At 48.0% G+C, this 12825-nt stretch carries 11 protein-coding genes, 3 tRNA genes, 1 pseudogene and 10 other annotated features; of the genes and pseudogenes, 8 read left to right on the forward strand and 7 right to left on the reverse strand.

What is annotated here, in order from left to right; genetic code table 11:
- Positions 1-27: 27 nt before the first annotated feature.
- The gene (gene yedJ / locus STM1993; protein ID NP_460944.1) for a putative hydrolase occupies positions 28-731 on the reverse strand. Within the gene, positions 28-723 belong to an annotated coding region; the region does not span the whole gene.
- Positions 726-731, reverse strand: a ribosome-binding site (putative RBS for yedJ; RegulonDB:STMS1H002150). (Overlaps the previous gene by 6 nt.)
- A gap of 83 nt (positions 732-814) precedes the next feature.
- Positions 815-1126, reverse strand: a protein-coding gene (locus STM1994) for a putative inner membrane protein (protein NP_460945.1). Within the gene, positions 815-1114 belong to an annotated coding region; the region does not span the whole gene.
- Positions 1121-1126, reverse strand: a ribosome-binding site (putative RBS for STM1994; RegulonDB:STMS1H002151). It overlaps the preceding gene by 6 nt.
- Positions 1127-1758: 632 nt before the next feature.
- Positions 1759-1764, forward strand: a ribosome-binding site (putative RBS for ompS; RegulonDB:STMS1H002152).
- On the opposite strand from STM1994, the gene ompS reads away from it, so the two are divergent.
- Positions 1759-2960 (forward strand): putative porin gene (gene ompS, locus STM1995; RefSeq protein ID NP_460946.1). Within the gene, positions 1764-2960 belong to an annotated coding region; the region does not span the whole gene. Its footprint overlaps the feature before it by 6 nt.
- 459 nt (positions 2961-3419) lie before the next feature.
- Here the strand turns inward: ompS and cspB are convergent.
- The 5 genes from cspB to serU form a co-directional block, all read right to left on the reverse strand.
- The gene (cspB, locus tag STM1996) for a putative cold-shock protein (protein ID NP_460947.1) occupies positions 3420-3646 on the reverse strand. Within the gene, positions 3420-3632 belong to an annotated coding region; the region does not span the whole gene.
- Positions 3641-3646: a ribosome-binding site (putative RBS for cspB; RegulonDB:STMS1H002153), on the reverse strand. It overlaps the preceding gene by 6 nt.
- Before the next feature lie 440 nt (positions 3647-4086).
- The gene (gene umuC / locus STM1997) for an error-prone repair protein (RefSeq protein NP_460948.1) occupies positions 4087-5369 on the reverse strand. Within the gene, positions 4087-5355 belong to an annotated coding region; the region does not span the whole gene.
- Positions 5358-5865 (reverse strand): error-prone repair: SOS-response transcriptional repressor gene (gene umuD / locus STM1998; RefSeq protein NP_460949.1). Within the gene, positions 5358-5777 belong to an annotated coding region; the region does not span the whole gene. The genes umuC and umuD overlap by 12 nt, the downstream gene beginning before the upstream one ends.
- Positions 5364-5369: a ribosome-binding site (putative RBS for umuC; RegulonDB:STMS1H002154), on the reverse strand. (Overlaps the previous gene by 6 nt.)
- Positions 5784-5789: a ribosome-binding site (putative RBS for umuD; RegulonDB:STMS1H002155), on the reverse strand.
- Positions 5841-5849 (reverse strand) — a -10 signal (putative -10_signal for umuD; RegulonDB:STMLTH004523).
- Positions 5857-5865 (reverse strand) — a -35 signal (putative -35_signal for umuD; RegulonDB:STMLTH004523).
- A gap of 38 nt (positions 5866-5903) precedes the next feature.
- Complete coding sequence (locus STM1999; protein NP_460950.1) at positions 5904-6065, reverse strand: putative cytoplasmic protein; 162 nt, start codon at positions 6063-6065, stop codon at positions 5904-5906.
- 306 nt (positions 6066-6371) lie between these two features.
- Positions 6372-6458: transfer RNA gene (gene serU, locus STM2000), tRNA-Ser, on the reverse strand.
- An 87-nt stretch (positions 6459-6545) separates the two neighbouring features.
- On the opposite strand from serU, the gene yeeI reads away from it, so the two are divergent.
- From yeeI to STM2007, 7 genes and pseudogenes are all read left to right on the forward strand, one after another.
- On the forward strand, positions 6546-7343 hold the full coding sequence (gene yeeI, locus STM2001) for a putative inner membrane protein (protein NP_460951.1): 798 nt from the start codon (positions 6546-6548) through the stop codon (positions 7341-7343).
- 101 nt (positions 7344-7444) lie between these two features.
- Positions 7445-7517: transfer RNA gene (gene asnT / locus STM2002), tRNA-Asn, on the forward strand.
- A gap of 169 nt (positions 7518-7686) precedes the next feature.
- A pseudogene (locus STM2003) lies at positions 7687-8005 on the forward strand (pseudogene; frameshift).
- Between the two features lie 409 nt (positions 8006-8414).
- Positions 8415-8487, forward strand: a tRNA-Asn gene (gene asnT / locus STM2004).
- A gap of 159 nt (positions 8488-8646) precedes the next feature.
- Positions 8647-8652, forward strand: a ribosome-binding site (putative RBS for STM2005; RegulonDB:STMS1H002159).
- Positions 8647-9126, forward strand: a protein-coding gene (locus tag STM2005) for a putative endoprotease (RefSeq protein ID NP_460952.1). Within the gene, positions 8653-9126 belong to an annotated coding region; the region does not span the whole gene. It overlaps the preceding feature by 6 nt.
- A gap of 466 nt (positions 9127-9592) precedes the next feature.
- Positions 9593-9598 (forward strand) — a ribosome-binding site (putative RBS for STM2006; RegulonDB:STMS1H002160).
- The gene (locus STM2006; protein NP_448412.1) for a putative branched chain amino acid transport protein occupies positions 9593-10299 on the forward strand. Within the gene, positions 9601-10299 belong to an annotated coding region; the region does not span the whole gene. (Overlaps the previous feature by 6 nt.)
- An 816-nt stretch (positions 10300-11115) precedes the next feature.
- Positions 11116-12810 carry a putative TPR repeat protein gene (locus tag STM2007; protein ID NP_460954.1) on the forward strand — a complete coding sequence of 565 codons (1695 nt, stop codon included), beginning with the start codon at positions 11116-11118 and terminating at the stop codon, positions 12808-12810.
- Positions 12811-12825 lie beyond the last annotated feature (15 nt).

Genomic DNA, 12825 nt, shown 5'->3' on the forward strand with positions numbered 1-12825 from the left:
ACGCGGTTTACGTTTCAGCGACAGGGGTTACTGATGCGTAGCAAACATCTGGATGACCGCATCATCCCGTGTTTCATAGTCGCCTTTCAGCTCAGCGCTCAGTTTCGCCATGTACGACACCAGAAAATCCGCATTACGCTGCGCCAGGTACTTGCCCCGTTCGGTCTGCATCGTCAGCGGCAGTTTCAGCAGTTTGGTTTGAAAATGGTCGAGCGCGAATTGCTTATCGTTAAGAGGCCGTCTGTCGGCAAAGGGATCGTCGGCATCAAATAACGCGACGCCCAGCGCGCCGGAGACCGCGAAGACCCGCGCCAGACCAATGGCGCCCAACGCCTCCAGCCTGTCTGCATCCTGCACGATTTTTGCCTCTGGCGTGGTAGGCGCAATTTTTGCGCTGAAGCTATGCGCTTCGATAGCATGACAAATGCCCGCCAGTTTTTCTGCCGGAAAGTCAGGAAAATCCCGCAGAAAAATACGCCGGGTTTCTGCCGCCGCCAGAATGGAAGAACGATGCCGCTGCGGATGATTTTTCGCCAGGCTGACGATGTCATGGAAATAACATGCCGATAGCACCACCAGCCAGTCGACAGGACTGTTTTCCCCCAGCGTTTGCGCGGTTGCCCAAACACGACGAAAATGGAAGATGTCATGGGCGGCATCCTGTTCCTGATGGTGGTGACGTAGCCAGTCTTCAAACTGCGATTGCCAGTATCCTGAGTCCATACGCCCTCTCTTTATAGCAGACCATTTTTATTACATGCCTGAGCACAGGGTTCGCTATCCTGACATATCCGCCACCACTTTACATCCCTGCTTACTTGCGCGTTTCTGGCTTAGTGTCGGCGGGATAAGCCCTGTTTTTGCGAGGCCGGGTATACCAGGCAATACTCCCCAGAATAAGCCAGACGACGCCCAGCGAAAGCGCGTTAAGCCATTTTTCCGTTGCGCTGCCAGGAGTGCTGATTGGGCCGAGAACCGGCTCGGTTTGTATGGCGGACATCAGCCACACGCAACGCGCCATCGCCCAGATGAAGTAGCCGCAAAAGGTATAAAAAACCCATAACGCTAATTTGCCGCCCATGCTACGGGTGGCGTTGTCCTCCCTGGTACTCAAACTTTACTCCGCTTTTGTGATGTAAGTCATATGACATTAATTACATTATAATGTGATATTAATCACATTTCGACTATGGAATACCTCATCCACCTGTTCTGGCTATTCATTCCACAAATAGTTTATTCTCAGTTAATGTTACGTCTGGCGCTGAACCTGCTGTTAAATAAGGGAATGGTGATTGAATCGCACTCTGATGCAGAATAACCTATAACCAGAACAACTTATTTTTACGCACCGCGATAGCGTTTTATTTTATCAGCATTAAGTGTCAGAATGATTCGGTTATTAGCCTTTTATCATTTATTTTATCATTACCCACATTACCGGCATTTATGCCGGTTTTTTTTATGTTTTTTCATAATCAAAGCATCAAATACATATAAAAAACAAATTATATTCACACCAACAACCATCAAATAAAAAAACATAACCCATTGATAAAAAATGATAATTATAGAATATATATTCTTAGTTACTTATATAGTCTGTATTATAAAAAACCAAACAGAAACAAATTGAAATATTTTAAATACCTTTGTTACATGTTATTTTTTAAATTCCATGAACTTCATAGAATAGTATCAATTTGTAGTTTTGTTGAAGTGGCTACATATTCATATAAATTATTATCATAAGGGAATACATAATGAACAGAAAAGTTCTGGCACTGCTTGTCCCGGCGTTATTAGTGGCAGGCGCAGCAAATGCGGCTGAAGTTTATAATAAAAATGGCAACAAACTCGACCTGTACGGCAAAGTTGATGGTCTGCGTTACTTCTCTGACAATGCAGGCGACGACGGCGACCAGTCCTACGCCCGTTTTGGCTTTAAAGGCGAAACGCAGATTAACGATATGCTGACCGGCTATGGTCAGTGGGAATACAACATTAAGGTAAACACCACCGAAGGCGAAGGTGCAAACTCCTGGACTCGTCTGGGCTTTGCCGGTCTGAAATTCGGCGAGTACGGCTCTTTCGATTATGGCCGTAACTATGGTGTTATCTACGACATTGAAGCCTGGACCGATGCGCTGCCGGAATTCGGCGGTGACACTTATACCCAGACCGATGTCTATATGCTGGGCAGAACCAACGGCGTTGCTACCTACCGTAATACCGACTTCTTCGGTCTGGTGGAAGGCCTGAACTTCGCGTTGCAGTACCAGGGTAATAATGAAGATCCTGGCGCAGGCGAAGGAACAGCCAACGGCAGCGATGCAGATAGTGGTACTCGCAAACTGGCCCGTGAAAACGGCGACGGTTTCGGTATGTCTACCTCCTACGACTTTGACTTCGGGTTAAGCCTGGGTGCGGCCTACTCTTCCTCTGACCGTACGGACAATCAGGTTGCTAGTGGGCGTGGTGATGGCCATCATTACTATGGCAATAGCTATGCCGGCGGTGAAACTGCCGAAGCCTGGACCGTAGGTGTCAAATATGACGCCTATAACGTATACCTGGCGGCCATGTACGCTGAAACCCGCAACATGACCTATTATGGCGGCGGCGATGGCGGTGATGGCGGTATCGCTAACAAAACCCAGAACTTTGAAGTGGTTGCACAGTATCAGTTCGATTTCGGTCTGCGTCCGTCCATCGCCTACTTGCAGTCTAAGGGCAAAGATTTAGGCGGCCAGGATATGGATAGCCGTGGTAACTATCGTTACACCGACAAAGATCTGGTTAAATATGTTGACGTTGGTATGACTTACTACTTCAACAAAAATATGTCCACCTACGTTGATTATAAAATCAACCTGCTGGACGAAGATGATGACTTCTACGCAAACAACGGTATTGCAACCGATGATATCGTAGGTGTTGGTCTGGTCTACCAGTTCTAAGACGCTTTATGTTATTCAAGCCCGTGCTTAGCGCGGGCTTGTTATTATAGGGTAAGAATTAAATAACGGATAACGGCGCAAAGACAGGTTGACCTGGTTTCATCGGATAGATGAAGACAACATCGCTTTTTTCAGGCGCTGTCTGCAAGAGAAATAACACTTTTGGGGAAAGGAAAATGCCACTATAGATGATGGATGTCAGCGTCTATAGATGATAATCATCCGGGCATAAAAAAGCTCCTGTACGGAGCTAATATGAATTATTTTCTAAAATCTGGCGGAACCTGCCCTGAGCGAATGTATAATCCAACATTATCAAAAGTGATCATGGTTGACTTACAAAAAATACATTTCGCGCCAAACGGGTTTTGCTCAGTAACATCGAATGTCGATGTTCTGTATTGTGAACCATGGCAACATGGACACCGGAAGTGAATTTTATTAGTAATATCAGTTGCCTTAAAGCGCCACAACGTTGACCGCTGATGGACCTTTTGGTCCCTGCTCTACTGAAAACTCCACTTCCTGATTTTCATTCAGAGTGCGGAATTCATTACTTTGAATGGCTGAAAAATGCACAAACACATCTTTGCTGCCATCTTTAGGCGTAATGAAACCAAAGCCCTTTTCAGGGTTAAACCATTTTACTAAACCAGTGATTTTCGTCGTCATAATATTGTTACCTTTCGAATGAGCCCTTGGGCAAAATGGCCTGAAGAAAATTATCAGAGAGAAAAAAACCTAAAGGAGATCTCAAGAGGAACAAATGATGAGAAATATTACAATCACTACTTCAGATAAGTTTGTATCAAACCGCACAACCATTAACGCATGGTTAACTGAACATAGCAAGCTTTAGTTTTGTTAAAAAAATATTAATTGTTTTTTAGCATTATCACGCTGATTGCCATACTCTTTTTATTCATGCCTGTCGCTACGGCTGAAACCTGGCGTAAATAAGTGACGTCTCACAACGCCTGCCGGGCAATAAACGCGCCACATTTTCTGATGTCGTAAACCAGGATACATGCGCCTCATCGTGAGAGGTTCCTGTGATCTTGTGCGACCAAAACCGGTTAGAGAACGGGGATGATTTGGCAACCATCTCAGGCATTGATCGCACAAGTTACTTAACACGCAGTAGATCAGAGTATCTTGTGGTGTACCGAGGCGAAAGCATTTCTCGCTTCATAGCCCACTGTTGCGACATCCCCTGCCCGGCGAAGTACAGCGTCCCCTTCCCGTCTTTTGCGTTAAGATGGTCCAGTACTTCCATCAACTTCGCACTACCGGCGCGCGGCGCGTTATCGTCGAAAAGGTTGAGTTGCGCTACGCCCTGACTGAAGAAGTCACCCAGCATCACCCCCGCTTTCTGGTAGCGATGGCCGTCGCGCCATATTTTATCCAGGCATTTCACAGCCGCATTGATAATGTCACGTGAATCCTGCGTGGGGGTGAGAAGCGTCACCGCGGCGCTGTTACCGTAGTAGGGCTCGTTCAGGGCAAAGGGTGATGTTTTGACGAATGTTGAAATGAAACGGCAGTACTGGTGCTCGCCGCGGAGTTTTTCTGCCGCGCGCGCAGCGTAGCTGTAAACAGCCTGGCGCATTTCCTCATAGTCTGTGACCCGCTCGCCGAAAGAGCGACTACAAACGATTTCCTGCTTTGCCGGCGCAAACTCTTCGAGCTCCAGACATGGCTCTCCGCGAAGCTCTCTCACGGTACGCTCCAGCACGACATTGAAGTGTTTCCTGATGATCCAGGTACTTTGTTCAGAGAGATCGAGAGCAGTCTTGATGCCCAGGGCATTGAGCTTCTTACTGATGCGCCTGCCGACACCCCAGACATCCTCCACGGGTATCAGGGCCAGCAGCCGACGCTGGCGATCGATGTTCGACAAGTCAACCACCCCGTCGGTCTGGCGCTGCCACTTTTTCGCAGCATGGTTAGCCAGCTTGGCAAGGGTTTTCGTCTGGGCAATGCCTACACCGACAGTCAGGTGCGTGCGCTTCAGGACCGTCGCTCTTATCTCGCGCCCGAAATCTGTCAGATCCCGGCAGTTTCGTACCCCCGTCAGATCACAAAAGGCCTCATCAATGCTGTAAATTTCTACCCGCGGCACCATCTCCTCGAGTGTGGTCATTACCCGGTTCGACATATCAGCGTAAAGCTCGTAATTACTGCTGAAGCAAACAACACCGGATCGCCGGAAGCGTTCTTTCTGTTTGAAGTATGGCTCACCTGGTGCGATACCGAGCTGTTTCGCCTCGGCGCTACACGCGATAACGCAGCCATCATTGTTTGATAACACCACCACCGGTCGGCCACATAAATCAGGACGAAAGACCGTTTCGCAGGAGGCGTAAAAGCTATTAACATCGCAGAGCGCGAACATAATCAACTGACCGCTTTAATGATAAAGGTCACCACCCCGAATATGTCGAGCGTGTCTTCACTGCCGACAGGTATAGGTCGATAGGCGCCGTTCATGGGGATTAACTGCACTGTCGGGCGCAACTGCAACCGTTTTACGGTGAACTCTCCTTCAATTGCCGCAATTACAATGTCACCGTGGTCAGCGTTCCGTGAGCTATCCACCACCAGCAGGTCACCGTCGCTGATGCCTGCTTCAATCATTGAATCCCCCGAGGCTTTGACAAAATATGTTGAGCTGGGATGAGAAACGAGCAACTCATTAAGATCGATACGCTGCTCAATGTAGTCCGCCGCGGGGCTGGGGAATCCACACGGCACTAAGTAACTGAAAAATGGGAGAGGAATAATTTCGCGCAACTCTGTAGGTCTGAAAAATTCCATAATCCATACCTCGAATACTGTTTTTATATACAGTAGTGTTATTTGAACATGCGCGCAAGATACCGGAGTCGCTACGACTGTTTAAATCTTCGTCGCTTCGTTTGTAAGTTTCTCTCTCAGTTCAAATTATGGGTTTTGTAAATTTTCCGGTTGTATTGTCATGTGCGCATATTTAAGCCAGCCTGGAGGCCAGATTTTCTGTACAGCGTCGACAGTCCCGCAGCGTAAGTTATCGCCACGCGCCAGCGCGTTTCCCTCACAGCAATTAATCTTCTGCCCGGCGCCCATGTCTACAGGGGAACATGTCGGGCAACAGGCCGGGTGCGACGATGACCGAGGACGACGGCGTTAAGTCGCCGCGAGTGACATCAATATTAATCCAGATGGGGTACGGCGAAAGAGCGGGGCAGAAAACCAGGAGTTGACTTATGATCGAAAAGTAAAAATAACACCATCCCTGGCCCCCTCTTCTGGCAGAAAAAGCATAAGATGGCGATACGTTTTTCACGTAATATTCTAACAGAATATTCTAAGTGTATTCTAAGTGTGAGACTGATCGCTGAAAGAAGATGAGCTAAGTGTTTGAATTGTGGCGGAGAGAGGGGGATTTGAACCCCCGGTAGAGTTGCCCCTACTCCGGTTTTCGAGACCGGTCCGTTCAGCCGCTCCGGCATCTCTCCGTATATTGCAATGATGCCAGGTAATTTGGCATTTTAACAGACCCTATTCGGGTAATTTTGTTCAAGTGACGAGTTTACGAGCAAAACGATGATTAAGTGGCCCTGGAAAGCACAAGAAATAACCCAGAACGAAGACTGGCCGTGGGATGATGCGCTGGCTATACCTCTTCTGGTAAACCTCACCGCGCAAGAACAGGCTCGGCTTATTGCGCTAGCCGAACGTTTTTTGCAGCAGAAAAGACTGGTAGCGCTACAGGGATTTGAGCTCGACTCGTTAAAAAGTGCACGTATTGCGTTAATTTTTTGCTTACCGATCCTGGAGCTCGGTATTGAGTGGCTTGATGGTTTTCATGAAGTGCTCATTTATCCCGCGCCCTTTGTGGTAGATGATGAATGGGAAGATGACATAGGTCTGGTGCACAGCCAGCGTGTCGTACAGTCGGGGCAAAGCTGGCAACAAGGGCCCATTATTCTGAACTGGCTGGATATCCAGGACTCGTTCGATGCTTCGGGTTTCAATCTCATTATTCATGAAGTCGCGCACAAACTGGATATGCGTAATGGCGATCGCGCCAGCGGCATCCCTTTCATCCCGTTGCGCGATGTGGCTGGCTGGGAACACGATCTCCACGCGGCAATGAATAATATTCAGGATGAAATCGATCTTGTTGGCGAAAGCGCTGCCAGTATAGATGCCTATGCCGCCACCGACCCTGCTGAATGTTTTGCCGTGTTGTCAGAGTATTTTTTCAGCGCGCCAGAACTGTTTGCTCCACGTTTCCCGGCACTATGGCAGCGTTTTTGCCAGTTCTATCGCCAGGATCCTTCTCAGCGCTTACGGGTAAGCGCTGCCGAAGGCGACTACGGCGAGGAATCCGAACATTAATTCCTCACTTTGTGGGTTAATTAACCAATTGAATTGGCGCGTTAATTTTACTGTTGACACGTTATAGCCGGCCCAGTATTATGCGCCTCGTTGAAACAATTCCTCTGTAGTTCAGTCGGTAGAACGGCGGACTGTTAATCCGTATGTCACTGGTTCGAGTCCAGTCAGAGGAGCCAAATTTAGGGAAGCAGACGTTCACTGACGTCTGCTTTCTGCATTTATATCAACTGATTAACCCCTTCTTCAGGTTCACTCTCGTTTACTAAAAACCACTCGAAGCTATACCCTTTTGCTGGTAAAGCTGGTTCGATTTGCGTTTTACCAGCACGCGGAGGGAACAGTCATGTCACTGACTGATACTAAAGTAAAAAATGCCAGACCAGCGGAAAAGGCCGTCAAGCTCGCTGACGGGTTTGGCCTCTATCGATTCAAAATACTGGCAGTCAGGCTATCGCTTTAATGGCAAACAGAAGGTGTTTTCTATTGGGGTTTACCCTGCGGTTTCTCTTGCTGATGCCAGACAACGCCGTGACGAGGTCAAAAGGCTGCTGGATCAGGGGATTGACCCGAACGCAAAAAACAGGCTGATGAAAAAATCCTTCAGGAAAAGCGCGATAAAACCCGCTCGTCCCGTGTCGTCGCCAAAAGCTGATGCACCATAATTCTGCCTATGATATTGACGGAAAACTTTTCGCCTGCACCAGAAATTTATCTGCCATTTCCGCTACCGGCGTCAGACTGCCTGTATCAACCATTTTCACAAAATATTTCACGTCTAAAGTTCATTCTACTCCCTGCCCTTAATCTCTACGGCGTTATGTCTCAGAATTATTTGCCAAGTGCCTGCCAGTTTTTCACGTTTCATCAGACGCTGGTACATAGCCATTGCGGTAAGGTCACAGCATTTGACTTGTGCAATTACAGACAAAGTTGCGCCATGCCGGAGCAAAGTAGGAATTAGATCAAAACTTCAACGCTTTGTTGTTTTTGTCAGCAAACAAACGCGCAACCTTATTTCCCCCTTTGACAAGCCGATCGCACATCGTTACTATGCGCCCCGTTCACACGATTCCTCTGTAGTTCAGTCGGTAGAACGGCGGACTGTTAATCCGTATGTCACTGGTTCGAGTCCAGTCAGAGGAGCCAGATTTTAGTTTCGGGACATCCTGGCGAGTCCGGAGACGTTTAAAAAACAAGAAATTATCTTTACCCGGTTGATCTGATAAGGTTTGCCGGGTTTTTTTGACATCCATAGTTTTTGGGGCTTAATCGGGCCTCACGGTTCGTTGAGTAAATGGAGCCCCCTCCTATGGCATTAACCGATACCGCTGGCGGCACGCAGACCGATCCGGGTACAGGAAAACCGTCAGAAAATCCACCCGCCGCTCCCAATAAGCCCACTCCACCGAAAGAAGAAACGCCGCCCGGCGCGCCGGAGAAATACGCGTTCACCGCCCCTGAAGGTCAGGAACTCGATACCAGCGCGCTGGCGCAGTTCGAACCAGTGGCGCGTGAACTGAACCTGACGCAGGAGCAGGCGCAGAAGCTGGTGGACGTCTATCCGAAAGTGCTGGCGGGAGTGCAACAACAGCAAGCGGAGTCATGGCAGAAGCAAACAGAAGACTGGGCTGCGGCAGTTAAAGCCGATAAAGACATTGGCGGTGACAAGCTGGCGTCTAATCTTGGCGCAGCTCAGCGGGCTATCGACACGTTCGGTACCAAAGAACTGAAAGAGTATCTCGATGGTACCTGCGCCAGATCTCTGGTCAATGCTGCACCGTGACGGAAGCGATTCCACCCGGCACCTGTTACCACATCAGCGCCTTTTACTTTACGGGCTGCGGCCTGCAAAGACGTCCGGCTTTGCTGCCGCGTGACCGTCAATCTGCGCCAGAATCCGCGATCTTTCGCGCCCGGCACTCAACCGGTGCGTCACTTTCGTCGCGCAAAGCGACAAAGTGACGCACAACCACTACACCGCGCCATGCCCCTGTTTTCGGGGTTCCGGCGTTCATTCCCGAATCTGACACGCCTTTTTGGGGCCGCTGTCAGCAAGAAAGAAGAGAAAAAGATCGATACCGAGGGGGGGGCTGATGCCCCGGAGAATTTCTGCTCACGCAGGCAGCCTGTACCGCGTACAGTCTGAAACTCCCTATACCTCAACAAACTGCCACTCCGGCGTAAAGGTATCGTTCTGGCGCAGCCAAAGAGCATACGCCGGAGACTGTTCGTGTTCTCAAAATCACAGGAGAAGTGTATGGGCAAGTTAGGTGGTGAAATGAAGGCACTGGCAAAGCACTGTGGCGGTAGCCATAAAACGGTGAACGATTGCATTCATATCGTGCAGCGTTTCGATCACCACTTACGGGCTTTGAACGTCCATATCCAGCGGGTTGCGCAGATTAAGGTGCGCCACATTGAAAGCTATATTCATGAAAGGTTGGCGCAGGGGATCGGCAAACGCACGCTGCAAAATGAAATGGCCTCGCTGCGCGCTGTTCTGCAACAGGCCGGGCGTAAACAGGTGGCAGAGCATGAGTGGCTGACTAATAAATCGCTGGGTCTGGCTGGTGCATCGCGCAGCGGGACGCGACAGGCGATCACGCCGGAACATTATCATCATGTGCTGGAGACGGCCCGCATGAAAGCTCCGGGACTGGCGGCGGCGCTGGAACTGGCGAGGCTGATGGGCTTACGTTCACAGGAAGCGGTGCAGAGCGTGCAATGGATCTGGGGCATGGGGACGGGCGTGGGCGGTATGTGGCGCAGGTGTATGGGCAAATTTGACAGCTGGCTAAGAGCGAGCAGCGGATGGAGCAGGTTACCACCGTTCACAGTTAGTGAAAGACTGGGCGGAGGTGGTAAATATCAGGCTGCATTACCTTCCCCCTTACAGTCCAAACCTGAATCCGATAGAACGAATGTGGAAATTAATGAACGAACATGCCCGGAATAATCGCTACTTCAGCAGTACGCGAGAGTTCAGGGACGCAATATCTGTCTTTTTTAACCAGACGCTGCCGGATATAGCGGACTCACTGACATCCCGAATTAAAGATCACTTTCAGGTGCTCACTCCCGCATCTTGAGGTTTATTGGGTATATAATCGTTAATAATCATCAGCGCGTTATTATCAAATTAAAAACAACGCGCTCGTAATACTTAAATTATTCTTACTGGTAACTGAAGAAAACTCTCTCCTGCCAGAATATGCTCCTCGCATCCTTTACATTAACTCTTTGTTTCTATAGCATGAAATAAGTTTCAGGGAGTTATTATTCATACAAGGAGAACATCTTGAAGAAAATATTCATAACAATTATAGTTTCATTATATTGCGCGAATATATGTGCAAAACAATCCCCCAGTACAGAATCCAAACCCGTTAATTTCATCGCCCAAATTGAAAATATCGATTTTAATAAAACCGCCATTAGCAGTGACCTGAAACTTTTACTCGCCGACCGTTATTATTTTAAAGATAAAACACCCTGTAATACTAATACCCTTTCTGCGCGCGCAGAATCAATGGGACTGACGACAGAAGAATATATTAATAAAATACGCAGTTTAAGACCGGCTATTCTCGATGACCGTTATTTTTACCTGACGGTCGATCAGTGCGATGCTGGCGGCACGCCCATGCTGACTGGAATCGAGCTATGTACCGAAGCGCTGTGCGGTGCCGAATACATGAAAAGATCGTCTGACTTGTGGCTGGATGATGAACTGCAACCGACGGTTAAACGTCAGGCAACAACAGTAGTCCATATGCCCCTCCCCTATGACAAAGAGAAAAAATTATGGAAAGTCACCGGCTGGTATCTGGAATCCTCAGAAGAAACAGGGGAGGTGATGCAGAGTAAACAGATAGCCTTTGAAGGCTATACCAACGAAGAAAACTTCGCTAACCGACAACGTGTTTCTGTATTTAAATCTTTCTATGAAAGCGGCAATCTCAAAAGTATTTATCATTATAATGCGCAAAATAAGCGTGACGGAAAAGCTGAAACTTACTTTGATGAAAAAGACAAAATAGCGGAAACGCTGACGTTTAAAGATGGTCAACCCGAAGGGGAATACATCGTATACCATGAAAACGGAGCCGTTGAAAGTAAACGTTACTTTGCCCAAGGTAAAATTAAAGATGGCGAATGCCCACATTTTTATGATAACGGCGTTTTAAAACAAAAACACAGCTATTTAAATCAGAAACTGGAAGGCCCGGCATTTGAATATTTCCCTGATGGGAAAATAAAGGGGAAATATTCATACAGTAAAGGCACCATTGTCGGCACCAGTACGGAATATTATTCTACCGGTAAAATTCGTGGTGTTTACCACAGAAATAACCAAGGTGAAAACGACGGAACGTTCGAACAATACAGTGAAGAGGGCAAACTCCTTTCTAAAGCGACCTATAAAAATGGCAAACAGCTTTCTGCTCAGAGCTGGTATGAAAATGGGCATCCCAAAGAAGAATCCTCTTTTGATAGTGAAGGCCGTAAACATGGTGCGGTCAAAGAATGGTTCAGCAACGGAAAGCCTGCCTCATCCAAAATGTATAAACATGATGTGTTAGACGGGGATTTCGAAAAGTGGTACGAAAATGGTCACCGCGAATCAGTCTATCCCTATAAAAACGGTATGCTAAATGGGGACGCTAAGCACTGGAATGAACAGGGCAAACTCACCTATACCACCGAATATAAAGACGATAAAAAGCAGGGAGCCGATCGCCGCTGGAGCGAACGTACCGGTAAACTTGTTGAAGAGGTTATGTTTGCTAATGATGAAAGAAACGGCCTGAAAAGAGAGTTTAACGATCGTACGGGTAAGGTCTTAAGTGCGCTGCCCTATGTCGATGGCGACAAGGAAGGTACAGAAGAAGCCTATGATGAAGACGGCATAAAATACATCCGTTGTTACCACAACGATGAAGAGCTTTCAGAGCTATATGCGCCGACTGACGTCACCAATAAGGCAAAGCAGGGTGACAGCACTGCGCAATATCATTTAGGTAAGTATGAGTTTGAATGCACAAACTACGATGCGGCGATGAAATGGTTAACTCAGTCCGCAGAGCAAAATCATCCCGGCGCGCTTCTCTTTTTGGCCTATGCGTACAACGACGGTGATGGCGTAGCGCAAGACAGTAAAAAATATCTCTCCTATTTATTCAAAGCGGCAGAGCTTGGCGAAAGTGATGCGCAGTTAGAAGTGGGATATTTAAATCTTATCGGCGAAGGAATGCCGAAAAACCTGCCGGAAGCCTATAAGTGGATTAAAAAATCCGCTGACCAGGGAAATGCTCAGGCGCACTATAACCTTGGACTCATGTACAGGAATGGTGATGGCGTTGAGAAAGACCTCAACAAAGCCAAACTTCATCTTACAGCGGCGGTAAAAGGCGGCGTCAAACCTGCACTGGCAGCCTTAAAGGAATTAACGCCTCAAACTAAGTAAATATGACTTTGCTGT

This window comes from Salmonella enterica subsp. enterica serovar Typhimurium str. LT2, assembly GCF_000006945.2.
In the GTDB taxonomy this organism is placed as follows: domain Bacteria; phylum Pseudomonadota; class Gammaproteobacteria; order Enterobacterales; family Enterobacteriaceae; genus Salmonella; species Salmonella enterica.

Coding starts and splice junctions, on each gene's coding strand:
- umuC (NP_460948.1), bottom strand. CDS start 5,355: ATGTTCGCGCTCTGCGATGTTAATAGCTTTTACGCCTCCTGCGAAACG.
- STM2005 (NP_460952.1), top strand. CDS start 8,653: ATGGCATTAACCGATACCGCTGGCGGCACGCAGACCGATCCGGGTACA.
- yedJ (NP_460944.1), bottom strand. CDS start 723: ATGGACTCAGGATACTGGCAATCGCAGTTTGAAGACTGGCTACGTCAC.
- STM2006 (NP_448412.1), top strand. CDS start 9,601: ATGGGCAAGTTAGGTGGTGAAATGAAGGCACTGGCAAAGCACTGTGGC.
- umuD (NP_460949.1), bottom strand. CDS start 5,777: ATGGAATTTTTCAGACCTACAGAGTTGCGCGAAATTATTCCTCTCCCA.
- yeeI (NP_460951.1), top strand. CDS start 6,546: ATGATTAAGTGGCCCTGGAAAGCACAAGAAATAACCCAGAACGAAGAC.
- STM2007 (NP_460954.1), top strand. CDS start 11,116: ATGCCCCTCCCCTATGACAAAGAGAAAAAATTATGGAAAGTCACCGGC.
- STM1999 (NP_460950.1), bottom strand. CDS start 6,065: ATGGGCGCCGGGCAGAAGATTAATTGCTGTGAGGGAAACGCGCTGGCG.
- ompS (NP_460946.1), top strand. CDS start 1,764: ATGAACAGAAAAGTTCTGGCACTGCTTGTCCCGGCGTTATTAGTGGCA.
- cspB (NP_460947.1), bottom strand. CDS start 3,632: ATGACGACGAAAATCACTGGTTTAGTAAAATGGTTTAACCCTGAAAAG.